Below are 25,469 nucleotides of genomic sequence, written 5' to 3'. Positions count from 1 at the left end.
AGATGAAAAATCGTACCTTTGTACAGTCGAACAGATAAAAAGAAAAGAACAGTGGCAAAGATAGTGGAAACACCTTTAATGAAGCAGTATTTCGATATAAAGGCAAAACATCCTGATGCAATCCTGTTATTCCGTGTAGGCGACTTTTACGAAATGTATGGCGAAGACGCTGTGACCGGAGCCGAAATACTGGGTATCGTACAGACGAAAAAAGCGAACGGACCGGGGCAAACGATCGAGATGGCCGGTTTCCCTCACCATGCATTAGACAGCTATCTGCCCAAACTGGTGCGTGCCGGTAAGCGCGTAGCTATCTGCGACCAGCTGGAAGATCCGAAACTCACAAAGAAATTAGTGAAACGCGGTATCACCGAATTGGTAACTCCGGGTGTTTCTATCAATGACAATATACTCAACCATAAGGAAAACAACTTCCTTGCTGCCATTCATTTTGGTAAGGATGTCTGTGGAATTGCATTTCTCGATATCTCTACCGGCGAGTTCCTGACAGCCGAAGGAACCGTTGATTATGTGGATAAACTGCTGAATAATTTTTCACCGAAAGAAGTATTGGTCGAAAGGGGTAGCCGTAAACGTTTTGAAGAGGCTTTCGGTCCTCGGTTCTTTATTTTTGAACTGGATGACTGGGTGTTTACTTCGGAAGCTGCCAACGACCGTCTTCTGAAACATTTCGAAACGAAGAACCTGAAAGGTTTCGGTGTCCAGCATTTGAAATTGGGAGTCGTAGCTTCGGGAGCCATCCTGTATTATCTGGATCAGACGCAACACACCCATATTTCGCATATCACCTCTCTTTCCCGTATCGAAGAAGACCGCTATGTACGCCTCGATAAGTTTACGGTGCGTAGCTTGGAGCTGGTCAGCACGATGAACGAGGAGGGGACGAGCTTGCTGGATGTGCTGGACAAGACCGTTTCCCCGATGGGATCGCGTATGTTGCGCCGTTGGATATTGTTCCCTTTGAAGGATGTGAAACCGATCCATGAGCGTCAGGACGTAGTGGAATATTTCTTCCGCCATCCCGAAGTGAAGGAGCTGCTGGAAGAGAAACTGGAACAGATCGGTGATCTGGAACGTATTATTTCCAAAGTAGCGGTCGGTCGCGTCTCTCCCCGCGAAGTGGTACAGTTGAAAGTCGCCCTTCGTGCCATCGAGCCGATCAAGGAGGCTTGTACGGCAAGCGATGAGCCGAGCCTTTGCCGTATCGGCGAACAGTTGAATGCCTGTGCCCTGATCCGTGACCGGATAGAAAAAGAGATCAACAACGATCCGCCTTCCTTGCTGAACCGGGGCGGCGTGATTGCGACAGGCGTGAACGCCGAGCTTGACGAGTTGCGTGCAATCGCTTATTCGGGTAAAGATTATCTTTTGAAGGTACAACAGCGGGAAATAGAACAGACGGGTATATCGAGCCTTAAAATCGGTTTCAACAATGTTTTTGGGTATTATATCGAAGTGCGTAACGCCTACAAGGACAAAGTCCCTGCCGGATGGATACGCAAACAGACTTTGGTGAATGCCGAACGTTATATTACTGAAGAACTGAAAGAATACGAAGAGAAGATATTGGGAGCGGAAGAGAAGATACTTTCGTTGGAAGCCCGTCTCTTTAACGAACTGGTGCTTTGTCTTTCCGAATATATTCCGCCTATCCAGATGAATGCGAACCTGATCGGCCGTCTGGATTGTTTGCTCTCGTTTGCCAAGGTAGCTGAAAGCAACCGTTATATCCGTCCGGATGTGAATGATTCGCAGGTGATCGATATTAAGGCTGGCCGCCATCCGGTGATTGAAAAACAATTGCCTATCGGCGAACCTTATATTGCCAATGATGTCTATCTGGACGATGAAAAGCAGCAGATTATCATTATCACCGGACCGAACATGGCCGGTAAGTCCGCTTTGCTTCGCCAGACGGCTCTGATTACGCTGATGGCGCAGATCGGTTGTTTCGTCCCAGCCGAATGCGCTCGTATCGGGATTGTGGATAAGATATTTACACGTGTGGGAGCTTCGGATAACATTTCGGTCGGAGAATCCACTTTCATGGTGGAGATGAACGAGGCTTCGGATATCCTCAACAACATGTCTTCCCGCAGTCTTGTCCTGTTTGACGAATTGGGACGCGGGACAAGCACATACGACGGTATTTCTATTGCCTGGGCGATTGTCGAATATATCCACGAACATCCCAATGCCCGTGCGAAGACACTGTTTGCCACGCATTATCATGAGTTGAACGAGATGGAGGCTTCTTTCAAGCGTATCAAGAACTACAATGTTTCGGTGAAGGAGGTCAATAACAAAGTGATCTTCTTGCGCAAACTGGTTCCCGGAGGCAGTGAACACAGTTTCGGTATCCATGTGGCCAAGATGGCGGGTATGCCGAAAAGCATCGTAAAGCGTTCCAACGAAATCCTGAAACAGTTGGAAACGGAAAACCGTCAGGAGGGGATTGTCACGGAAAAACGCAAAGGCAGTATCAAAAGCAAGCCTGTAAAAGGAATCGCTTCATCGGCAGACGGCTATCAGCTCAGCTTCTTCCAATTGGATGATCCGGTACTCAGCCAGGTGCGGGATGAGATCAAGAACCTGGACGTCAACAACCTGACACCTCTGGAAGCGTTGAATAAGCTGAGTGAGATACGAAGGATTATTACTGGGAAATAAAAACGACTACTGGTGTTTATCTGGGGATCTTCTCACCATAAAAGATAAGGTCTCTCTTATGTCGCATAGGGTATTTATCTGAGAGGTATGTCGAAACAAAATCCTGCATACTGATAGCCATAATTTAAGTACGGATTACACGGAAGTAAAATAATTTATCCGTGAAATCCGTGTCTAAAAGATCGTGATAGATAAAGAGCCTCTCTCTTTTTTTCTTATCTTTTAACAAACCTGGATAACAGGTATGTCTAACAGGAAAGCTATCTTTTTTAGTTTATCCGCAACATGTCCGATACCGATTGCACAGTGGTGTGAAGGACCCGCCTTACTCCATCGGTTCATAAAGGTGCGGGCTCCGCAACTGAACCTGTAGCGGCTGTTCGTGTTTCCTATGTGCAGGGTGGGTCCGTCGGTCGATTCTCCCTCTGCGATAAGTAAAAATACGCCATCATTATTTTCACATACGGAAAGAAAAGTGACAGGTCCCTGTTTGACGCGCATCTGAATGGACAATCCTTTGCCCGGTTTACCGTGATATACGGGTAGCGGTACGAGGCTGACCTTTCCCTCAGCAATGGCGAAATGAGCTGGCCCGTCATGTCCCCATAAAACAACATCGTCATTGAAGTCTATGGCATACGGTTCAGAGAATGAACCTCCGGCATCTAAAAGAGAAAGGAGCTTCATGGCTTGTACGTTCTTTACTTCGCACTCGCCTGCTACCGGGATGCCGCGTCCTGTAAGCAGGGTATTGCCGGCTATTACGGAAGTCACGATATTTTCATAATCGTTTCCTTTCCAACCTTCGTAGTAGTAGGCCATTGAACTGAGGTTGTGGGCTTCGGCCAGTTTATCGAGTGCGACAGAGGTGCGGGCAGCACGATCCAATTCGTATTCTTCACAATGCGGGTCGACTTCAAACTTCATGGAAAATTCCAGACGTTTTGCTGTTCGTTCGTCTTCCGTTACAGCATCCCGGTAAGCTTTGAGTTCGCACATTTCGAGAAGCTCTATGTGAGTGCCGAAAGTGAAGGATTGCCGGGTAATGTCGGTGTAAACGTCCAGCATACCGCAATAATAGTGTCCGAGAATACCCATCCGGTTGTTACGCATCCCTTGTACGGCCCTTGCCGCATCGATCCAGTTTTCGATTTCGTTCCATACGTATGGTTCTTCGAGGTAACCGGTCAGGATGTCGTATTTGATGCCGGCACGGTTGAATACGCAGGCAAATTCCGGAGTGGAACAGGCTTGGCAGTGAGCCAGCCATTCGCCGGTCATTTTTCCACGGTCGCCTAATCCGTTGATATAATCGTAATTTATGGCGGCTACGGGTTGTATGTTGAGCAGGATAACCGGAATCTTGATGCGCTGGGCGATCGGAAGGATCGTTGAGGAAAGGGCATAGGTCGAAATAAAGATGAAGAGGATTTCTATGTCTTCACTTTTTAAAACTTCTGCTGTCCGGGCTGCCTTTTCCGGGCTGTCTACCATTCCCCCGTCAATCACGGTTGCCTGTAAGCCGGACATACGTTCTTTTATCATTCTTTGGTAATCCGTCAATCGGGAGAGAAGCCCTTCGAATTGATTCCAATAGGTGTTCAATCCGACTCCGATCAGTCCGACTTTAACTTCCTTTTTTGTTGTATTCATGGTATTCTTCATTATTTATTTTTCTTCACTTTGAAAGTATAAGTACCGGAACCTGTTGTTGCTACGACATACCGATTTCCTTCTTGTTTGCAACTGATTCCGGGGACATCTTCCAATCGTACACCGCTTTCGGTTATTTGTTTCGTGTCGGCAGACGGGAGATAGACGGAGGCTTTGCTGTTTGCCGGTACTTCCACTCGGATGATAAATTCTTTATCGTTGTCTTTCCAGTCGGAAACAATCTGTCCGTAAGGCGATTCGTAGGAAACCTGTGCGTCGCGGACATCACCGACCGGTTCGGGTTTGATGACAATATGCTTAAACCCGAAGGAATCTTCTTTCTGACGGATGCCTCCTAAGCCGCTGAACAACCATTCCATCAGATGACCCAACATAAAATGATTGTTCGATACGAAGCCGTATGCCTGCCAGGATTCGGTGAGAGCAGTAGCTCCGTGTGCCAGTTGCCAACCGTATCCCGGTGTGTCGTACTTGCAGTTCATATCGTAAATGACATCCGAAGCGCCACCGGCTTCAAGGGCACGCAAGACATAGCGGTAGCCGACGTCGCCTGCCGTCAGGGCGTTGTTGCGTCCGCGGATATCGGCTATCAGGTTATCGAATACCTGCTGCCTGTTTTCCGGAGTCGTCAGTCCCATGTAGAGTGCGACGGCGTTTGCCGCCTGGCTGTTGCGGTCGTAGGTACGGGTGGACGGGTTCCAGAAAGTCCGGTTGAAGGCTTGTTTGATCCGGGCCGCCAGTTCCTGGTACTTGCGTGCATCGTCCGGCTTCCCTAAAAGGTTTGCCATTTTCTCCATCAGGGTGACGTCGTAATAGTAGATAGCCGTTGCCGTTACGCCATTGGAGGTCAGTTGCGATTCTCCCGGACTTTCCGGACCGATGTCGAACCAGTCTCCCAAGCCGTAGGCGATAATATGGTTATCGGCTTTCGAGGAAAGGTAGTCGATGTAGCGTTGCATATCCGGATAATAGGTTTCGATCGGGCGCGTATCGCCATACCATTGGTAGATGTACCAAGGGCTGATGACAAATGTGCTTCCCCATTCCGGCGTATCCTTGAAGCCTCCTTCGAATTCGACTAGTTCGGGAGCAATGGTCGGTATCATGCCGTTGGCTGCTTGTGTGGAGCGCATATCGTTGAATGTCTTTTCGTACAGGCGTGCCAGGTTGTAGCGGTATTGTACGGAGTATTGCATCAGGTGCGCTTCTTCTAGCCAACCCAACTTCTCACGATGCGGGCAGTCGGTTAGCACGCTTGCCATATTGCTGCGGATCGCCCAGTCGATCAGTTCGTATGTCTGATTGAACAACGGTTTGGAACAATGGAAACTGCCGACATCTTCGGCCGAATAGCAAGTATGAAGACCGGTGATTTCCGTTATTTCAGGTAGTCCGTCCGGATTGGATTGTCCGGCGGGAACAGCACCTTCGACCTGCACGTAACGAAAACCGTAGTAGGTAAACTGGGGTTGCCAACTTTCAATACCTTTTCCTTTCGGTGTGTAACCGAACCAGAAAGGAGCGCCGGACGCGCTTTGGTTTACGGTACTGTCCGGATTCAGCAGTTCGGCCGGATAGAGCTTAACCGGGTGCGTGTCCTTTGAATGCAGGGAAAGCCGTATGATGCCGGAAAAGTTTTGTCCCAAATCGTACACCCATTGTCCTTTCCGGGTCTTGAAAAGACGGACGGTGGGGATTCGGTCACGTACGGTCAGCGGTGCGGAGCGTTGGGAGAGGAGCCGGGTTTTCCAGCCTGTGTCGAGGGCTTTGTTCCAGGTACGGTCGTCGAAACCGGGTTGCATCCATCCGGTCTGTTCTTTCGTGGCATCGTAATCTTCACCGCCGTAAATACTGCTGTAGGTAACGGGGCTTTCGGTTGTTTTCCAGTCTGTGCCGGTTACGATGTCCTGCGTACTGCCGTCTGCATATTCGATTTGTATTTTCATCAAGAGGCGCGGAGCGCCATATGAAGCAAGCAGTTTGAAATAACGTTCCCGCGGGATATTGAAAAAGCCGTTTCCCAACATGACGCCTATTGCGTTTCCGCCTTGCTTTAGCTGTCCGGACAGATCGAAAGTGACATACAGCGCACATTTATCATATTTTGTCCATCCCGGATCGAGAAAGTTGTTACCCACCTTCTCTCCATTCAGGAACATATCGAAATGTCCGAGTCCGGAGACATAGGCGGTCGCTCGTTTTACCGGTTTTTGAACCGTAAATTCTTTTCGGAATTGGGGGAGGCGGTACATACCGATCTTTTTGCCTTTGAGTTCCCGGTCCACGTTGGCCAGTCCGTGCAGCCCTATCGTGACGATTTCGTCTTTCCTGTCTTTTTCCAGTGCAATCCATTTGGCATTGCTCCAGTCTTTTTCCGAAAGAAGCCCCATGCCGAAGGTATGGATACAGCTCCAGCGGGAAGGGCTGTCCTCCTTATCCCAACTCCTTACTTTCCAGTAGTAGGTCTGTCCTGCTTTCAATTCTTTTCCTTTGAAAGGAACAAGGATCGAGGCGGAAGAAAGCGTTTTTCCGCTGTCCCAGATATTTCCATTGCCGGCCTGTAGTTTTTCCGGAGAATCGGCCACTAATATCTGCCAGGCCGATTGTTCGAAGTTCCGTTGTTGTGCCTGTATCTGCCAGCTGAAACAAGGTTGTCCTGTTTCGATTCCTAACGGGTTTTCTTCCTGTTCGCATCGCAGGTTATAAACGGAATGTGTGTCCGCTGCCTGTAGAAAGAAAGGAAAAACCATACATAAGATACAAATGTTTAAAAGTCTATTTTTCATGCTGCCGTCCTTTTTTGAAAAAGGTGCCATGCTTTTCCGGAAAAGCACGCACCCTCTTTTCGTGTATGTTTAATGAATTAATTCAAAATCTTCCATCAGCCCGTAATCCATCATCTGGTATTCTTTTCCGGATATTGGTTTGTCTACGTTTTTCCAATGCCAGGGAGATGCCAGGCCGGGAGCCGGATTCCGGTAATGCGGGCCTAACAGGTTCTTCAAACTGCCGATCACATGTACATCGATCGTGTTGCTGCCTTCTTTCAGGTAGGATGTTACATCCAGTTGCCAGGGGTCGAAGGCGATCATACCGGCTTTCTGTCCGTTGACGTATACTTCTGCTACCGTCCCGTTCCATTTGTTCAGTTTGACGGCATATCTGCCTGTAAGGTCATCGAGGGTATATTCTTTGCTATAGCTCATATCCCATGAGTAGAACGGTTGCTTTTGTTCTTTCCAGCTACCCAGTGTGAACGATTCCTGTGGTGCACCGATGCTCCATCCCTCTTGTTCGGGTACGACCGAGAAGTTTCCGATGATGTAGACCGGTTCTATCTCTGCAAAAATACGCATCGGGTTGATGCTGAGTTCTACCGTATTGCTACCTTTTTTCACCTGTCCGCCTATCGGATAAACGCCGAAAGAACGGTCCAGCCACCATTCACCTGGAAGAGCGTTCACGAGATTTCCGTTGATTTTTACGGTAAATAGTTCGGGGCGTTCGGAAACCAGTTTGATACCGGAATAGTCGAAAGCATCGTTTACCGTAAAATGATAGGAGGCCGTGAAGCCGCCATCCTTAAAGTGGTCGCGGTCGAGGATATTCCGTTTGTATTGTACGGAGGTATTCCAAGGATTGCCGTTGGTGAATCCGTGCGCTTTGAAGGCGATATCGGCGGCACGGGAGAAATGTTGTTTCTTGTAAGTCTTTCCTTTAACCGTAACATCGCAAAAGTCAATTGTCAGAGCATTGTCGCGTAAACGGCTGACGGTGGTCCGGCTTGTTGCCGTCACCGGGCTGCTTCCCGCTTTTCCGGGGCGTTCCGGATAGTTTTTAGGGTTCTTGTCAGAACAGTAAAGCAAGAGGCTTCCTGCCGGTTCGATCCGGAAAGATGTACTTAGTATGCCTTTTTCTTTTGAAGACGGATACGTATAGATTTCCCCGTTCAGAGCATCCATTTCCAACATGGCTTTTCCCTGCGTCGAAAGGGTGCCATCAACAACTTCATCCATAGAAGAGTTGACGAGAAAAACCAATTCTCCGTCTGCAAACCGGCGACGATGGTGATACAGGTTACCACTGTTGAAAGTAATCCTGAAGTTATCGGAAGAGAAATACCGGGCGATTACATCTTTGGATAGTTCCGGGAGTGATGTGACGGTTGTACCGGTCAACAGTCCGGCCAGTTCGTCATTGACAGCCCCGTCTATCCGGGTGGGAGCGGAGAAGGTTATGATCTGTCCACCTTGTTCTACAAATTGTTGCAAGAGGTTGAAGGTAGGCTTGTTTAAGGTCTCCATCATGGGAGGCAGAACGACAGTCGAGTAGGAGGCATTGCCGACGATGAAACGCCCGTTTTCTACCTTTCCGAGGTCTTTGATGATGTTTTCGGAACCGAGGTCATATTCTACCTGGTTCTTTTCCAAAGTTGTAACAAAAGCTTGGAAATTGGTTCCTATCTCCATGAGTTTCGGGGAACTTCCTGCATGGACGTAATAGCTCCATAAAGTCGAGTTGGGTTCCAGAACCAAAATATCGTTTTTCTGGATGCCTTTGCTCATAACAAATGAAAGGCGTCCGTAATAGTCATTCAGTTCGCGATAGTCGGGCCACCAGGGAGAATGATAGGTGAATACCGGCGGATAGTCGTATTTGCGTGCTCCTGTTAGTGTCATATGGGCTAAATGTTGGTTCATGAAGTTGACCCCGAGTGCATACTCCCAATCGCCTAACCGTTTGAAATCTTTAAAAGTTTCGTCCCAACCTCCACCACCATAAGTTTCGCTGAGGGTACGGTTACAACCTGTTTGGTTGGCGGCACTGCGCAATTCTTTTACTGCACGGATATTGCCGAACTGTGCTTGCGGGTTGGTTTCGTCGAACTGGTTGAACAGCATGTCGATAGCGGGTACCTGATGCCAGGCGTACATTGCCATATTGTCCGGTCCGTCGTTCATTTGCGGCCAACCGTGTTCCCAATAGTGTCCGGTCCATTTCAGGTTGTTCGTCTCGCAGTAGTGGTGCCAAGGTTTGGACCAGCGGTCGACAAACATTTGCAACAGGGTTTCCATATAGTTATGACGTACCTGTTTCCAATTGCCCGTCTCTTCGTCCAGAAGGGGAAGTAGTGGTTTTAGATCGTATCCCCACTGTTTCCGGAATACTTCGAACAAGTCTGGTGTCCAGCGCAAGCCTCCGGGACTGCTGATGTTGGGCTCATCTGTGAAGATACCGAAAACAGATTTGCCAAATTCGTCCTTTATTGTTTTTTCGTATCCTTTCATCGTGAGGTCGATGAACTTTTCAGTCACACCGGGTACGAGCAGGTCTACGTAAGAATACCCTCCGTACCAGTCTGATTTGCCTAAATAGGTCTTTTTGTAGAGGTAATATTCTCCTTTTGCTTTTTTATGCTGGCTCAGGGCGTTCGTGATATCTGCCCATTTGTCCCCTTCTTTTTTAAGGATGATGAAATATTCGTCTGTCTTGTCAGGCAGAAGATCTGTTTTTGTCAACTCAAGTCCTTGTCCTTGGTTGTAGGATTCGGGCATATCTTCGGGAACATGTCCTCCGGCAAAGCCGCTGGGATAGGAGTTTTCATCGTAAATCCAGATGTCCAGTCCCATCTCTTTTCCTTTATCGACGGCATAACGGTAGAGGGAATACCATTCGTCCGACATATATTCCGTGATCATGCCCGGACGGGGATGGATAAACGCACCTCCGCAGCCTGCATCTTTAAAGTCTTTCAGCATACGGTCGATTTCAATTTCTGTAACTTTTCCGTTCCAAACCATAAAAGGGGCTGTACGGTACTCGGGTGAAGGGTTGGAAAACTGGGCTTCCAAAGTGGAAAAACTGTCTGTCGTTTCCGCTTTGTTGCCACTGCAACCAGTCGTTCCGAGAGACAGGATACCTCCTGCGACGGTATATATAAAGTTTTTGATAATACGTTGTGTATTCATGGTGCTAATAGTAAAAAGACCTCTACTACAAAAGTAAAGGTCTTTTTGTTAATATGATAATTAATAACCTGGATTTTGTTTGAGCTGGTCATTTAATTGCAACTCGTTATAAGGTATCGGATAAAGCAAATATTCCGGCTTTATCTGATAGGTACGTTCAGGAAGTTCCGTATCAATCGTTTTGATATATTTTCCGTAGGCAGTCATTACTTCAATAGCTTTTCCTGTTCTCAATAAATCATACCAACGATGGTTCTCAAATGCGAGTTCGTGACGTCGCTCATTGGCAACTACCTCGGCATTGATTGTTGTAACAGCAGGTAAACCTGCACGCGCACGTACTTGATTGACATAGGGTGCTGCGTCTCCTGCACGTCCTTGCTCCACCAGACATTCAGCTAACAATAACAGGCAGTCCGCATAGCGGTAAACAGGCCAGTTATCGTCTGTATTTTCTATTTTGGAGTGTGCGTGACGGTATTTATTGATAAATGGATAATTAACTTGATAATCATTGATCTTGGGATCACCGACTTTTAGTACATCAGCTACGACTAAGGCGTTTGCTGCATCCAGTGTACCGACTGCAACAGCGATAGATGGGTCGACACGCAGGTCTCCAGGTTCGTAAGAAGCGATCATTTCCGGTGTCGGAACATTCCAGCCTCCTGTCAGTAACGTACTACAATCCGGAACACCTGTAATAATTTCTGCATTCGTTGTTTTGGGAATAAAGTAGTATAACCAATCACTTTGCTGTCCCTGATCTCCCATTTGATACTGGATTTCGAAAATCGATTCTTTTCCGTTCTTTTTGGATGTGTCATATATATCGGCATAATTGGGAAGTAATTCATATCCCATATTCATGATATCTTTTAACTGCGTTTCCGCTGTTGCATAATCTCGATCTGGCTTTGTCATTAATACATAAGCGTAGAGCATTTTGGCAGCTCCTTTGGTTGCAGCACCATTTTGCGGGAATTTGACCGTAGGAAGTTTCTCTATGGCATCTTTCACATCATCAACGATGGCTGTATAGATATCGTTAACAGATGAACGAGGTAAGAATGCGTTGTCTGCTCCTGTCACTTCTTCCAGATGCAAAGGGACGTCTCCGTAGCATTGCACCAATTGGAAATACATGAAAGCACGGATGAATTTAGCTTCTCCGATCGTTTTATTTTTGAAATCATCGGGAAAAGTCGTCCCTTCAATGCGGTTCAGAATGGTGTTGGCTCTTGAAATGCCCGTATAACATGCATAATACATTTCATTTGTCCATTGGTTCTGGTCATCTACAACAAAATCCGCGATATTTTCACGATACAAGATGTGTAGACCACGGTCTGCTTTATAGCGGGTGTAATGTGTATTGTCGGAACGCATTTCTCCCATCAGGTATCCTTGTCTTGCCGATACTCCCCGTAGAGCGGAATAGGCTCCGTTCACTGCTTGAGTGAATTGCTCTTGAGTTTTAAAGAATGTCGCATCATTCGGATAATATTGAGGCGTCAGATTCAGAAAATCTTCCGAACAAGAAACCAAAGTCAACAATGCAACAACTAAACTAAATATCTTTTTCATGATCTTTCGCTTTAAATTTATAATTTGTTTTTCTTTCAGAATGAAATGTTACATCCGATACTGAATGTTCTTGGAACCGGGTAAGTTGTACGATCTACTCCTAAACCGTTCCATCCCATATCTTCATTCATGGCTATTTCCGGATTCATACCTGGGTATTTAGTGAATGTGACTAATTGCTGAGCTGTTACATATACCCGGAGTTTAGAGAGGTATTGACTCGGTTTAATCGGAATTGTATAGCCCAGAGTGATATTCTTTATGGTCAAATAAGAAGCATCATATACCCAACTGCTATTATTGAAGCGGAATAATTCCGTGGTACCGGCTTTTGTTCTCGGAACCTGTCCGTCACCCGGATTTTCCGGAGAGCGCCAACGATTGGCAACTTTTTTCAATACATTGAAACAACCGTCGATATTCAAGGTATGTTCGTAGTTTGAATTGATAATGTCACCACCTACTTGTCCACTGATCAGAATGCTCAGATCGAAGTTCTTCCAGGAAAATTCATTTGTCATACCATAAATAAAATCCGGATTCGGATCACCAATTTTTACACGGTCATTGTTGTCGATTATACCGTCAGGAACACCGTTAGGACCACTGACATCTTTCATGCGGACCGTTCCGATCTCAGATGAGGCGTGCTTTGGTTGGGAATTAAACTCTTCTTCGGTCATATATACGCCGTCAAATACATATCCCATGAATATACCGATAGGTTCTCCTACTGCTAAACGGTTGAAATCTTCCTGATTGGAATATCCACCTTTTGGGGTGTTGTTTGTTCCCATTTTGGTTATTTCATTCCGGTTGAAGGCTATATTCAAGTTGGTAGTCCATTTGAAATCACCGACAAGATTACGAGATTGCAAAGTGATTTCATGTCCCCATGCTTTGTAATCACCGATATTGGAATAAATGTTGGAAAAGCCGGAAGCTCTTGGAATATCGACTTGATACAAAAGTCCATCGACTTTTTTATTATAATAGTCATACATCAAATAGATACGATCGTTTAGGAAACCGATATCGACACCTAAGTCCAGTTGCTTTGTTTCTTCCCAAGTAAGAGCATTGTTCCCTAAATTACCTAATCCTTTTCCCGGAGCTAAAGAGCCACCTAAGACATAGTTATAAGTGCTAACTCCCGCAATATATCGGTAATTACCAATGTTGTAGTTACCAGTTAGTCCATAACTGGCCCTTATTTTCAGGTAGTTCATAACATTGGTTACTGGTTCCATGAAGGCTTCGTCAGATACAATCCATCCGGCGGATATGGAAGGAAAATTTGCATATTTATTGCCTGCCCCAAAACGGGAGCAACCATCTCGGCGGAATGTCGCCTGGAGTAAATAGCGGTCTTTGAAGCTATAATTCGCGCGTGCGATGACAGAGGCTAATGCCCATTGCTCGATGTTGTTGTCACCGTTTTTTGTAGCACCGGCACCCATCCAAGGAATATCATCACTTGGAAAGTCAGTTGCTGTTAGCTGGTTATATTCGTTGGAATATTTTTGTGCACTATAACCGACCAGTGCATCTATATTATGGTTTCCGAATTTATGGTTATACATCAACATATTTTCGATAGTCCAACTATAGTGGAAGTTGGTGTTGTATTGTCCACTTGCTTTTTGAGGGGGAGCAGTAAACATGGCTCCACCGGCTGTCGAAGGTGTAAAATCTCTATAGTTCTTGGCACCTAAATCGAAACCAGCCTGGAATTTATATTTGATACCGTTCCATATATCCAGTTCTGCAAAAGCATTGCTTAATAAGGCCAAATCCTGTGTTTTACTTGTTTTTTCATGTAAAACACGTATCCAGTTAGGTTGAGGGAACATCCCTGGAGAGTTTAGAGAAAGAATAGGTTCTCCATTTTCATCGTAAGGATTTACAGTTGGGTCAGCCAAGAACGCAGCACTTAATATCTGCCAACCTCCGTCTGTATTTTGGTTGTTTTTGATTTGCAAGGTGGGAGCTATGTTCAGTCCTAATTTTAAGCGGTCGTTTACTTGATAATCATTGTTTGCACGTAAAGAGTAACGTTCGAAATTAGAATTGTACATAACACCGTCTTGGCGGAAGTAGCCTAATACGATAGCTGTATTGAACTTGTCTTTATTGGCTGTCACACTGATACTGTAATTCTGTGTGGCGGCATTGCGTGTCAGTAAGTCATACCAATTGGTACCAGTACCGTATTGGGATGGATTTTGATATTGTTCTGGAACTCCTCCGGTATAACCTTCATATCTGGCAGCATCTTCGTAGTATTCTTTTTTGTATTGGGCAAATTCTTCCCCGTTCATAACATCCGGAGTCTTTAGTCCCTTTAAAGTCTGAATACCGAATGAAGCATTCACATCCACTTGAGTTTTACCTTGTTTTCCTCTTTTCGTTGTGATCAGTACGACACCGTTGGCGGCACGTGATCCATACAAAGAAGTGGCAGCGGCATCTTTCAAGATGGAAAAGGTTTCGATTTCATCCGGATTGATACTGCTTAGGTCCATATTGATAGGGATTCCATCGACCACGAATAAAGGTGAACTACCACCATTGATAGATGCTGCACCACGGATACGGAATCCCATACCTTTACCCGGCTGTCCTGTAGATTGGTTAATTTGTACACCTGCTACCTGTCCTTGAAGTTTTTGGGCAAATTGTCCTACAGGAAAACTTTCTAATTCTCCTGCATCTATCTTGGAAACAGATCCGGTCAAATCCCTTTTTTTCTGTGTACCGTAGCTAACGACAACAAGTTCGTCCAGTTGGTTTACAGTTTCTTGCAGAACGACATTTAATGTTTTCTGGTTGGAGACAGGGATTGTTTTTGTTTCATATCCGATAAAACTGATGGTGAGTATTTGATTGGGGTTAACATCAATGGAAAAATTACCGTCCATGTCTGTAATGGTACCGATGGTGGTGCCTTTGACGGAAATGTTTGCACCTGGTATAGGTTCTCCTTTTGCATCGATAACCCGTCCGGACAGTTTACCGTTCGTTTGTTCTATACCACTGATGGAATCTGTGTTTGCATGAGCTTTTGAAATCACATATCCGGGGCTTAAAAATACTGATAATAGTACAGCTTTAGGCAATAAGTTGCTGTATATCGATTTGATCATAATATTAAAATTTAATTTAACAGTTGAAATACTCTAATTTTCTCTACAAAAACTTTTTAGGTGTGTTATTTACTTCTCTCCATAGGCTAATGATTTAAGATTGCAATTGAATTTGTTCTGGTAGAACTATGAACTATACAGTACGGATAGTTGTAAAAAAGTAGGCTCGATTATCGGTTTTGGCTTATCTGTGGAGGTTATTGGAGTCTTCTGGAAGGGAAAAAGGAGAATATCTTTTTTGAAAGAATATCAATTTGACTAATTTTAATATCATTTTTGAAAACATCTAGTAGTTTTATATAGCTAATTTTGTCACGGTAGCAAACAACAGACAAGAATAGCCTTAGTTCTACCAGAACTAAGGTATTCACAAAAGCATAATTATCTTTTCGGGATATTTATACTTTTCCGGTTTTAGTTGTAACTGATCGTTACCTCTTTTTTATCGTTTTGGGAAAAACTTTTCGCCACATCTTGTATATCCTGCAAGGTGAATTTGCCTGTTATCCGGATGACCACATAGTCTGAATCTGTGTCGGCCAGCATGATCATTTCGTTGATTAGGTCACCGTTCTGGACGATGTAGAAAGAGGCGCGTGTATCGTTGTCCTTGACCCGCATCAGTTCTTCATGTGATTTGCTGATAAGGCTGCTGAATTCTTTTCGCATCTGGTCCCGGACTTCCTGCTTGTCGGAAGTGACGATTTGGAGGTTGTTTATTTTCCCTTTCAGATTCATCAGGTTGAGGCCACCACTTTCTACATTAGGGATCATGTCGAACATTTTTTTGGAGATGAAGACGGATGTAACATTATCCATATCGGCATATTTTTCGAACAGTTTATCCTGGGCAAAGCACAAGCTGGTGCAACAAAGAAATAGGATCAGGAATGTATTCTTTAATTTCATAAGATTAATCGTTTAAGTGTTTGTTTAAAATATTGTTTACTTTATCTATCTCCTGCCCGGCGTTATCCACCTGGCTGATGCCTTTGTTGAGGTTCTGCGAGAGTAGGAGTAAAGCCTTTTCGGCAGCGGCGGCGGCATCTTTCGGATTGGTGTAAGTGTCGCTGAGCCGGTCGTGAGCTTGATACGACGATTTGTATTGTAAAAAGCTGATGCACAACAGGATGGAGGCGGCAACTCCACTTAACCAATATAAAGTCCGTCTACGGGTCAATGAACGGGTCTTCTTTTCTTCCGTGGAAGCCCAGGTGTCGATCTGCTTTTCCAGTCTACGGGAAAGTCCTTCGGGTAAAGCTTGTTCCTCTTGAAGGGCTTTATTGATCAGTTCATCTATCTTTTTATCGTCCATATTCATATGTATAATATTTTTCAAGTTGTTCCCGGATTATTTTTCGTGCCCGGGAGAGTAGCACCCGTATGTTGACGGCACTCAGGCCGGTGATCTGTTCTATCTCGTCCATCGAACAGTCTTCGATCCCTCTCAACCGGAGAACTTGCCGCTGATTTTCCGGCAGGCGGTCGATCAGGTGGCGGATTTGCTGTACTTTGTCTTGTCTTTCCAACTCTTCGTCCGGTGAAGAAGCGGTAGAAAGAGTGACGGCTTCGGTGACATCTGCGTCGCGCCTGTTAGCACGAGGTGAGCGAAGGAAATCGAGGCAGAGGTTCTTGACCAGCGTCACGCAGAAAGCTTCCGGATTTTGGATATCGGTCAGTTCATTCCGCCGACTCCACAACTTATAGTAGGCATCTTGCAGGATATCTTCGGCATCGGCCTTGTTTTCGACCAGCGCATAAGCAATCCGGAAGAGCTTGGGATGGAGGGGAAGGAACAGCCTTTTAAAGTTCTCAACATCCATCTTTGTGGTCGTTTATTACTTTTTCGATGTCAGATGGTTTGATCTTTCCTTTGATGCGGATCAGGGCATCGTCGCCTCCATCGGTTGTCAAGATTACCAGTTCGCGGATGATGTCTTTGTCAATACGTACCATTACTTTCGTGCGGTTGCCCTCTTCGTTGGCATTGACCATTGTTTCGTAATTCGGGTCTTTCAGTTTCTTGATAGCAGCGCGGAGATCGTCTTTGACGGTATTGCCGCATTCCTCGAAAGAAAGGACTTCGATGCTTTTTACACCCATCGTCTCGGTGAACAGGCTGCTTATTTTCATCAGGAACGGGCCGACCGTTACGTGGGTTACGTTTTTTTGCTTGGCAAAGTCGTTGAACAGTTTGTCCATGCTCTGGCTATATCCTGCTTGGCAGAATAGGATGAGGATCAGGATTGCGATGTATTTTTTCATCTTTCTAATGTATTAATCGTTACTTATTCCGTTAGTTCCGGCTCTTCAACGCGCGCTATTGGAGAGCGTTCATTAAGTAGACGGGAACGGAAAAGCTGTTGTTACAAAGAAAGAGAAAAATTTATGATTTTTCCTTACTTTCTGCTATTTCAACGAAATAAACGCTCGAACAAATCAGGAGGACAGCTATTAATTGGGACCAACTGAAGCGATCTTGTCCTAATGCCAGCGAGGTAATGGTTGCCACAATCAGGATCAGGTAACCATAGATGGCCACCAGTGTGGTTTTCAGATATTTTAGTCCGACCGGTATTAACAGGTAACTGATAACGGTCGGGAAAATCAGGACGAATGCCAAGACTGCCATCGGTTTCCAATGGATCGGGAGTGTGAAAAGTGTCGTTTCGAATCCTGTAAATCCAGAAACGATGATGGCGGAGAAGGCCGCACCGGAAAAGGTGTATCGCAGCATTGTCATAACTCCCACATGTTTCAATATCCGGTTGCTTGCAATCAGATAGATTGCATAAGCTAAGGAACTTAGCAGGCAAAGCAGATTTCCGGTGAAGGCATCGGAAGCCAGGTCGTCGCTTTTCTGTGTCAGGATGCAGAGCAATGCGCCGCCTAATCCGATCAGGATACCGGTTATTTTCATCTTTGTGATTGTTTCTTTAAAGAAGATGACAGAAAGGATGAACACCCAGATAGGCTGTAAACTGGAGAAAATGGAGCTTGATACAGGGGTCGTTTTGCTCAATCCCAGTAAGTAAAAGAACATGAAGCCATAAATGCCGAGTGCCCCCAACAGGAATAAGAGAATCTTTTCCCGGCGGCTGGATGTCTCTGGCTTGGTGAACATACCGATAATCCAGAACGCAAGGGCGGCAAATGTACAGCGCAGGGTTACACCCATCAGCGGACTTATCCATAGCGGTAGGAGGTATTTCAACGCATTCATATTCAACCCGCTGAAAGTTTTGGAAATAATCATGTAAATATTGGCTTCTCTTATTTTATTTTTCACGATGCTTGGGATTTTATGTTATACTTGTTTGATGCGGTCGTCGAACAAGAACGAATCTTGTTTCAGGTAGGCCCATGCGGCAGCTATCAGGGCAATGGCCATATTGAAGATGAAAGCGAACTGCTGTGTCTCGATATGGAGCATATCCTTGAGTATGTTTATAATGAAAGGGCAAAGAAGAATGGCCAGATAGTTCATGGCCATAACGAATGCCAGTGCAAGCGTCACTTTTTCAGGAATAGCCGTGCGGGTCGTTTTGTCGTAAGCTATCGGTTGTATGACACCATAGCCTAATCCGGCAAAGATACAACCCAGCCCGATCAACCATTCGGTGCGGGAAACGAGTATAAGTGCCATTCCTACAGCGATCGAGACCATACAGGCAAATTTGGTCTTTTTGCCGAAGAAGGAGACAATTTGATTCAGTATAAATCCTGGCGACATGATAGCCAAGAAAAATAGCGAGATCATAATACCCGAATTACCGCTGGTAAAATGATATTCTTTCATCAGGAAAGGAAGATTGAAGCTGATGATGATCACTAAGTAAGTAGCCAACCCATAGAACGACATGATCTGCATCAGGTGGGGAATCTGTATACCGAACTTCCCGAAATTGCTATTGGTAGGCCTTTCCGTTCTCCGGCTAGTGGTGTTTATGCCTATACCGGGATACGGTGAAATATTCTTTTTCAGATAGAACGAGAGAACGATCGAGATCAGCGGAAACAGGTAGACGACAAACGGCAAATGCCAGTTCACCTCTGCCAGATACCCCGTCAGAACGGTGGCCAGCACTAACGTTATATTCGTAATGGCGGAACTGAGCCCGAACTGTTTCGTACGGTATGTTCCTGTAAAAAAGCGGGAAATCAAACCGGTGGAAAGCGGCACGATCAATCCGGAACCGATCCCCAATAATGCGCTGACTGTTATCAGTTGCCACATTTTTGTGGAAAGCATGTACAGGATGCCGCTCAACGAGAAGATCACCAGTCCCACTTGCAACAGAAGGACATTATTGATCTTTTCCGTCAGTTTGCCCGACAGGATGATAAAAGGGATGATCAAGAGGGAAGGAAGTGATGAAAGCATCTGTATGTCCAGTTCTGTGGAATGCGGAAAGATTGCAGAAAGTCTTCCTAAGATTGGGGAGACAGCCAGGCCGGGCAGTGCATTCAGTGCCGATATCGACCATATGCCTATTAGCGTGATAAGAGGAATCGTCCCCTGTCCGGTCTGTATTCGCATAATCGTTTCGTTACATCATTTTTTATTGTATTGAAACAATCCCGAATAGTGAAAGTTCATTGTTTTAATAAACCCCAAATATCGTATGTTTAACGAAAAACGCAGAACAATTGCGGATAGTAGCTGTTTTTGCCATACAATCGGCCGAAACAAGTCGATAGCGCCATTATTAATTAAAAACAAAAAGACATGGAAGATTCTAATTTCAGAAAAGGTGATGCCAAGACAGCAATCTTTGGCTCGGAAAAGATGCTACAAGCCTCTCCTGTAGACAAAATCCCTGATGGTCCTACCACCCCGGAAATCGCGTATCAGATGGTTAAAGACGAAACGTTTGCACAGACACAGCCCCGCTTGAACCTGGCGACATTCGTAACTACCTATATGGACGACTATGCAACCAAACTTATGAACGAGGCGATCAACATCAACTATATCGATGAAACGGAATATCCGCGTATTGCCGTTATGAACGCCAAATGTATCAACATCGTAGCCAATTTGTGGAATACTCCCGAACAGGCAAAATGGAAAGCCGGTGCATTGGCTATCGGTTCGTCCGAAGCATGTATGTTGGGAGGTGTCGCAGCTTGGTTGCGCTGGCGTAAGAAAAGGCAAGCCGCCGGTAAGCCTGTGGATAAGCCGAACTTCGTTATTTCTACCGGATTTCAGGTTGTATGGGAAAAATTCGCCCAGCTTTGGCAGATCGAAATGCGTCAGGTGCCTCTGACATTGGAGAAGACTACGCTCGATCCCGAAGAAGCATTGAAGATGTGTGATGAAAATACAATCTGTATCGTGCCGATCCAAGGGGTTACATGGACAGGTCTGAACGATGATGTGGAGGCTTTGGACAAAGCTCTTGATGCTTACAATACAAAGACCGGCTACGATATTCCAATTCACGTGGATGCTGCTTCCGGCGGTTTTATCCTCCCGTTCCTGAAACCGGAATTGAAGTGGGACTTCCGTTTGAAATGGGTTCTTTCCATCAGTACGTCCGGACATAAGTTCGGTCTGGTTTATCCGGGCCTGGGTTGGGTTGTCTGGAAAGACAAGTCATATTTGCCCGACTCCATGTCATTCAGTGTAAATTATTTGGGAGCCAATATCACACAGGTAGGTCTGAATTTCTCCCGTCCTGCCGCCCAGATCCTCGGACAATATTACCAATTTATCCGTCTCGGGTTCGAAGGGTATAAAGCAGTTCAGGAAAACAGCATGGCGGTTACCCAATACTTACATGATCAGATCGGTAAGATGGCTCCGTTCGTGAACTACAGCAACGAAGTCGTGAACCCGTTGTTTATCTGGTATCTGAAACCGGACTATGCGAAAAAAGCGAAATGGACCCTGTACGACCTGCAGGATAAACTGAAACAAAGCGGTTGGATGGTTCCTGCCTATACATTGCCAAACAATCTTGAAAACCATGTCGTGATGCGTATCGTTGCCCGTCAGGGATTTAGTCGCGACATGGCTGACCAGTTGCTGAATGATATCACAGGAGCTGTTGCGGAACTTGAAAAACTGGAATATCCGACTCCTACCCGTATCGCACAGGATAAGAATCAGGAAGTGAAAGGTTCTGTGTTTACTCATACGGGTATGCCCCATAAAAAGAAATGATCATGAGTAAAACAATTTCCGTTTCACAGATAAAAGAAGCGGCACAGGAGGCTTACGAGCAGTTCAAGGATAATACGGGTGGCAAGAATGCTGATTACATCCCTTATCTGGCTAATATTGACAAGAACTTGTTCGGTATCAGTATCTGCCTGTTGGATGGCAGAACCATTACGTTAGGGGACTCTTCCTACTGTTTCGGGATCGAATCCGTTTCGAAAGTACATACGGCTATCCTGGCACTTCGCCAGTACGGAGCCGAGAAAGTGCTAAAGATGATCGGTGCCGATGCCACCGGTCTTCCTTTCAACTCCATCATGGCGATCTTGTTGGAAAATGACCATCCTTCCACTCCACTGGTAAACGCCGGAGCGATCACGGCTTGCAGTATGGTGCAACCGGTCGGTAGTTCCGACAAGAAGTGGGAAGCCATCGTTTCCAACATCACCGACCTTTGCGGGAGTGCTCCGCAACTGATCGATGAACTGTACAAGTCAGAGACTGCCACCAACTTCAATAACCGTTCTATCGCCTGGTTACTGAAGAATTACAACCGTATCTATGACGATCCGGATATGTCGCTCGACCTGTATACTCGCCAGTGTTCGTTGGGTATCACAGCCGAACAACTTTCCATCGCCGCAGCAACGATTGCCAACGATGGCGTGAACCCGGTTACAAAGAAACTTGTCTTCGACGCTTCTTTGTCGCCTAAAATCACATCCTTAGTGGCTACGGTCGGTTTCTATGAACGTACGGGAGACTGGTTGTACACTTCCGGTATTCCTGCCAAAACGGGTGTTGGCGGCGGTGTCATGGGGATCATGCCCGGACACTTCGGAATCTCCGCCTTTGCGCCTCCATTGGATAGCTCCGGCAATTCGGTGAAAGCACAATTGGCGATCAAATATATAATGAATAAACTGGGGCTCTCCATTTTTGGCAGTACCCGGTTTACAATCACCGGTTAAAACGGTTTATTCTTTTAGTTGACGAGCCTCCACTCCCCTGAAATAATAGGGAGACGGGAGGCTTGTTTTTTTGCGGGAATAGTTTTTCATTTGAAATTCCAGTTCATTTTAATCTTACATTTTGTTCGGCCTGACGGTTTTTGTTTGACAACAGAAAGTATGTGATAGGCAACTTGTCCGGTTATTGCTTCTGTTTTGTCAGCCTGAGTAGGAAAAGCCAAGAGTTGCGCAGTATTTTGGCGATGACGACCGTCTTCATGGTAATAGATCGGCAAATAAATGGGAAAAGTACGTTTTATATTCAAAAAGAAGAATATTTGAATTCTTTCATCGTCAGACCTGCCAATTGTTAAATAACTTGTTTTTTACAATAAGTAGTTTTGAATTTATTTGTCTGTTTGAGTGGAACCGGCCGGTTTGGCTTCTGATGCTTGTCCGGAGGAGACGGGATGCGTTTGATTATAATAATCTTCTTTTTTCTTGTTTGCCGATTGTACTAGGCTCGTGACATAGACCGTGAAGATCGGGAACATCATCATGCCGAGAGCGGCCAGCAGGACCGACAAAATACGCCCTGTAGGCGTGATCGCGATGATGTTCGAACCGACAGTCGTCACGTCCATGAAAGCCCACCAGAGGGCGTCGTTGTAATCCTTTACTTCAGGGTTCACCTTCTGTTCGATCACGAAAAAGATCAGGCTGGAGAAATAGACCATTGCCAGCAACATCGTCAGGTAGGAGACGAAGAGTCCGGAGGCCCGGTTCGAAGTTAGCCAGCCGACGACGATCGCCAGTGCCCATCCGCTGCGTACGAGCGGGATGAAACGTAGGAAATAGGTCACTTCGGCCGAGAAGGTGAAATCGTAGTAATTGATAATATTAAGATAAGGGATCGAAACCAGCAGGAAGAGGAAATGGGTTTGCAAATAATGAATTTTATCTTTTGACAGGAAAAACTCCAATATGAAATCGGCGATGAAGAACATGCAGATCCAGAACTGCGTTTTCAGATACGAAGTCTGAGAGATGAACGGTATGTTGTTGAACGTGTCGATCGAAATATCCACAATCAGGAAAAGCGAGAGTAGCAATATCATCACATGAAGCACTCCGTAAATGCCTCGCTTTTCATAAAAAAAGTCATTGAATGCAGTTCTCATTGTCTTTTAATATTTGGTATTTATTTTGTAAATCATCATTTACATTTTATCCGATGAAACAGCAAAATGACACCTTTTGTTTTTAACACTTGTCTGTTAATTAACCAAGTTTGACATCCTGTTGACAAACTAACACAAAAACGAGTTGTTATACTGTCAATACAAGCAAAACAAAATTCACATTTTAATAGTAAAATTCATGGCAAATATTGGAAAAGCAGTAAAACTTGGAGTATTTACTCTTGCGATTATGAATGTCACGGCAGTCGTCTCGCTCCGCGGGTTGCCTGCTGAGGCTGTGTATGGACTGAGTTCAGCCTTTTATTATCTGTTTGCGGCAATCGTGTTCTTAATTCCTACCTCGTTGGTGGCAGCTGAGTTGGCTGCCATGTTCCAGGATAAACAGGGCGGGGTATTCCGATGGGTAGGAGAGGCCTATGGAAAGAAATGGGGTTTCCTGGCTATCTGGGTACAATGGATCGAGAGTACGATCTGGTATCCGACCGTATTGACTTTCGGTGCTGTATCCATCGCCTTTATTGGGATGAACGATGCGCACGATATGACGCTGGCTTCAAACAAAATGTATACGCTGGTTGTCGTATTGATTATTTACTGGCTCGCTACGTTTATCTCTTTGAAAGGTCTGAGCTGGGTAGGTAAAGTGGCTAAAGTGGGTGGCATCGTCGGTACGATCATCCCTGCTGCCTTGTTGATTATCTTAGGTATCGTGTACCTGGCTTCCGGCGGTCATTCCAACATGGACTTCCACAGCAATTTCTTCCCTGACTTTACGAAGTTCGATAACCTGGTGCTTGCTTCCAGTATCTTCCTTTTTTATGCCGGTATGGAAATGGGCGGTATTCATGTGAAAGATGTCGAAAACCCTTCCGTCAATTATCCGAAGGCCGTGTTTATCGGTGCGCTGATCACGGTGTTGATCTTCGTGTTGGGAACATTTGCATTAGGTATCATTATCCCGCAGAAGGACATTAACCTGACTCAGAGTTTGTTGGTCGGTTTTGACAACTATTTCAAGTTTATTCATGCTTCTTGGCTGTCGCCGGTTATCGCAGTTGCATTGGCTTTCGGCGTGTTGGCAGGTGTATTGACATGGGTGGCCGGTCCGTCAAAAGGTATCTTTGCCGTTGGCAAAGCCGGTTATCTGCCTCCGTTCTTCCAGAAAACAAATAAGTTGGGTGTGCAGAAAAATATCCTGCTGGTTCAGGGCTTGGCTGTTACATTCCTGAGCTTGTTGTTCGTGGTTATGCCTTCCGTACAAAGTTTCTATCAGATTTTGTCACAGTTGACAGTTATCCTTTATCTGATTATGTATATGCTGATGTTCTCTGGTGCAATCGCATTGCGTTATCGGATGAAGAAAGCCGGTCGTCCGTTCCGTATCGGTAAGAGTGGCAACGGTCTGATGTGGTTTATCGGCGGCCTTGGTTTTTGCGGTTCATTGCTTGCCTTCGTACTGAGTTTTATTCCGCCCAGTCAAATTTCTACAGGTAACAATACCGTTTGGTTTGCCGTGCTGATTATCGGCGCTATCGTGGTGGTAGCCGCTCCGTTCATTATCTATGCTGCCAAAAAACCGTCTTGGGTGGACCCGAATACTGCCTTTGAACCGTTCCATTGGGAAGTCGACAAACAGGTAGAAGGAACTGCTGCGACTACTACAAGTATAGCTTCTGAAACAACGGCTTCCGCTTCTAAAACATCGGATCGCAACACTGTAACCGGCATATCTTCTTCCGGAACGTCAGGCAAGATCTAACCGTCAGGCTTGCTCCGGCCTAAGCTGGTGAGCGTTAAGGGCAGAGACCGGAGTGAGAGATAAATTATTATTTTCCTGAAAATATTATTGATTATAGAATGAAACAAGGGTAGTTCACAATGTATGGACTGCCCTTGTTTATTTAAGAGACTAGTATCAGGAGATGTGAGTGCTCAAACAGTTACATATTGGGGGTTCCGTAGCTTGACGAGTGCATGGGATATGATACATTCAGTTACAAGTTCATCATGCATAAATATTTTTGTAAATGAGAAGTGAGATGAAAAGCGGCCCCGTCCTGGTTAAATTTGAATAGAGGTGTGTT

General features: G+C 45.5%; 17 protein-coding genes. 4 read left to right on the top strand and 13 right to left on the bottom strand.

Going from position 1 to position 25,469, the window contains the following annotated elements:
- Nucleotides 1–51: 51 nt before the first annotated feature.
- The gene (gene mutS, locus KTG12_RS00265) at nt 52–2,691 is read left to right on the top strand and encodes a DNA mismatch repair protein MutS (protein ID WP_138272587.1); all 2,640 of its coding nucleotides are present in this window, start codon (nt 52–54) and stop codon (nt 2,689–2,691) included.
- 222 nt (nt 2,692–2,913) lie between these two features.
- Here the strand turns inward: mutS and KTG12_RS00260 are convergent, their stop codons facing one another.
- From KTG12_RS00260 to KTG12_RS00210, 11 genes are all read right to left on the bottom strand, one after another.
- The gene (locus tag KTG12_RS00260; RefSeq protein ID WP_138272586.1) at nt 2,914–4,344 is read right to left on the bottom strand and encodes an L-fucose/L-arabinose isomerase family protein; all 1,431 of its coding nucleotides are present in this window, start codon (nt 4,342–4,344) and stop codon (nt 2,914–2,916) included.
- An 11-nt stretch (nt 4,345–4,355) separates the two neighbouring features.
- Nucleotides 4,356–7,151 (bottom strand): family 78 glycoside hydrolase catalytic domain, encoded by a 2,796-nt coding sequence (locus tag KTG12_RS00255; RefSeq protein WP_138272585.1) that lies wholly within the window; start codon nt 7,149–7,151, stop codon nt 4,356–4,358.
- A gap of 69 nt (nt 7,152–7,220) precedes the next feature.
- A complete protein-coding gene (locus tag KTG12_RS00250) occupies nt 7,221–10,334 on the bottom strand; it encodes a glycosyl hydrolase (protein WP_138272584.1) in 3,114 nt (1,037 codons plus the stop codon).
- Nucleotides 10,335–10,394: 60 nt separating this feature from the next.
- On the bottom strand, nt 10,395–11,921 hold the full coding sequence (locus KTG12_RS00245) for a RagB/SusD family nutrient uptake outer membrane protein (RefSeq protein WP_005633878.1): 1,527 nt from the start codon (nt 11,919–11,921) through the stop codon (nt 10,395–10,397).
- 35 nt (nt 11,922–11,956) lie between these two features.
- Complete coding sequence (locus KTG12_RS00240; protein ID WP_005633876.1) at nt 11,957–15,067, bottom strand: TonB-dependent receptor; 3,111 nt, start codon at nt 15,065–15,067, stop codon at nt 11,957–11,959.
- 414 nt (nt 15,068–15,481) lie between these two features.
- Nucleotides 15,482–15,976, bottom strand: coding sequence for a DUF4252 domain-containing protein (locus KTG12_RS00235; protein ID WP_138272583.1), 495 nt, complete (start codon nt 15,974–15,976; stop codon nt 15,482–15,484).
- A 4-nt stretch (nt 15,977–15,980) separates the two neighbouring features.
- Nucleotides 15,981–16,388 carry a hypothetical protein gene (locus KTG12_RS00230; protein WP_005649758.1) on the bottom strand — a complete coding sequence of 136 codons (408 nt, stop codon included), beginning with the start codon at nt 16,386–16,388 and terminating at the stop codon, nt 15,981–15,983.
- The gene (locus KTG12_RS00225; RefSeq protein ID WP_005633870.1) at nt 16,372–16,890 is read right to left on the bottom strand and encodes an RNA polymerase sigma factor; all 519 of its coding nucleotides are present in this window, start codon (nt 16,888–16,890) and stop codon (nt 16,372–16,374) included. Before KTG12_RS00225 ends, KTG12_RS00230 begins: the two co-directional genes overlap by 17 nt.
- Nucleotides 16,880–17,332: a DUF4252 domain-containing protein gene (locus KTG12_RS00220; protein ID WP_005633868.1), complete on the bottom strand. Its 453-nt coding sequence runs from the start codon at nt 17,330–17,332 to the stop codon at nt 16,880–16,882. Before KTG12_RS00220 ends, KTG12_RS00225 begins: the two co-directional genes overlap by 11 nt.
- A 121-nt stretch (nt 17,333–17,453) precedes the next feature.
- Nucleotides 17,454–18,356: a DMT family transporter gene (locus tag KTG12_RS00215; protein WP_173022990.1), complete on the bottom strand. Its 903-nt coding sequence runs from the start codon at nt 18,354–18,356 to the stop codon at nt 17,454–17,456.
- 18 nt (nt 18,357–18,374) lie between these two features.
- Nucleotides 18,375–19,607, bottom strand: a complete 1,233-nt coding sequence (locus KTG12_RS00210) for an MFS transporter (protein ID WP_138272581.1) — start codon at nt 19,605–19,607, stop codon at nt 18,375–18,377.
- A gap of 189 nt (nt 19,608–19,796) precedes the next feature.
- On the opposite strand from KTG12_RS00210, the gene KTG12_RS00205 reads away from it, so the two are divergent.
- Entirely contained in the window at nt 19,797–21,236 is a 1,440-nt protein-coding gene (locus tag KTG12_RS00205; protein WP_122205676.1) for a glutamate decarboxylase, read from the top strand.
- A 2-nt stretch (nt 21,237–21,238) separates the two neighbouring features.
- Entirely contained in the window at nt 21,239–22,204 is a 966-nt protein-coding gene (gene glsA, locus KTG12_RS00200; protein WP_122204936.1) for a glutaminase A, read from the top strand.
- Between the two features lie 86 nt (nt 22,205–22,290).
- Here glsA and KTG12_RS00195 read toward each other — a convergent pair whose 3' ends face one another.
- On the bottom strand, nt 22,291–22,509 hold the full coding sequence (locus KTG12_RS00195; RefSeq protein WP_122204927.1) for a hypothetical protein: 219 nt from the start codon (nt 22,507–22,509) through the stop codon (nt 22,291–22,293).
- 81 nt (nt 22,510–22,590) lie between these two features.
- A complete protein-coding gene (locus KTG12_RS00190; RefSeq protein WP_022321422.1) occupies nt 22,591–23,364 on the bottom strand; it encodes a potassium channel family protein in 774 nt (257 codons plus the stop codon).
- Between the two features lie 199 nt (nt 23,365–23,563).
- Between KTG12_RS00190 and gadC the strand changes: the two genes are divergently transcribed.
- Nucleotides 23,564–25,144 carry a putative glutamine/gamma-aminobutyrate antiporter GadC gene (gene gadC / locus KTG12_RS00185; RefSeq protein ID WP_122204928.1) on the top strand — a complete coding sequence of 527 codons (1,581 nt, stop codon included), beginning with the start codon at nt 23,564–23,566 and terminating at the stop codon, nt 25,142–25,144.
- The last annotated feature ends 325 nt before the right edge of the window (nt 25,145–25,469 follow it).

Source organism: Parabacteroides sp. MSK.9.14 (assembly GCF_019041495.1).
Taxonomy (GTDB): domain Bacteria; phylum Bacteroidota; class Bacteroidia; order Bacteroidales; family Tannerellaceae; genus Parabacteroides; species Parabacteroides merdae.
This window is presented reverse-complemented; position numbering and strand designations above follow the sequence as displayed.

Coding starts and splice junctions, on each gene's coding strand:
- glsA (WP_122204936.1), top strand. CDS start 21,239: ATGAGTAAAACAATTTCCGTTTCACAGATAAAAGAAGCGGCACAGGAG.
- KTG12_RS00210 (WP_138272581.1), bottom strand. CDS start 19,607: ATGCGAATACAGACCGGACAGGGGACGATTCCTCTTATCACGCTAATA.
- KTG12_RS00240 (WP_005633876.1), bottom strand. CDS start 15,067: ATGATCAAATCGATATACAGCAACTTATTGCCTAAAGCTGTACTATTA.
- KTG12_RS00255 (WP_138272585.1), bottom strand. CDS start 7,151: ATGAAAAATAGACTTTTAAACATTTGTATCTTATGTATGGTTTTTCCT.
- gadC (WP_122204928.1), top strand. CDS start 23,564: ATGGCAAATATTGGAAAAGCAGTAAAACTTGGAGTATTTACTCTTGCG.
- KTG12_RS00190 (WP_022321422.1), bottom strand. CDS start 23,364: ATGAGAACTGCATTCAATGACTTTTTTTATGAAAAGCGAGGCATTTAC.
- KTG12_RS00250 (WP_138272584.1), bottom strand. CDS start 10,334: ATGAATACACAACGTATTATCAAAAACTTTATATATACCGTCGCAGGA.
- KTG12_RS00205 (WP_122205676.1), top strand. CDS start 19,797: ATGGAAGATTCTAATTTCAGAAAAGGTGATGCCAAGACAGCAATCTTT.
- KTG12_RS00220 (WP_005633868.1), bottom strand. CDS start 17,332: ATGAAAAAATACATCGCAATCCTGATCCTCATCCTATTCTGCCAAGCA.
- KTG12_RS00260 (WP_138272586.1), bottom strand. CDS start 4,344: ATGAATACAACAAAAAAGGAAGTTAAAGTCGGACTGATCGGAGTCGGA.
- KTG12_RS00230 (WP_005649758.1), bottom strand. CDS start 16,388: ATGAATATGGACGATAAAAAGATAGATGAACTGATCAATAAAGCCCTT.
- KTG12_RS00235 (WP_138272583.1), bottom strand. CDS start 15,976: ATGAAATTAAAGAATACATTCCTGATCCTATTTCTTTGTTGCACCAGC.
- KTG12_RS00245 (WP_005633878.1), bottom strand. CDS start 11,921: ATGAAAAAGATATTTAGTTTAGTTGTTGCATTGTTGACTTTGGTTTCT.
- KTG12_RS00225 (WP_005633870.1), bottom strand. CDS start 16,890: ATGGATGTTGAGAACTTTAAAAGGCTGTTCCTTCCCCTCCATCCCAAG.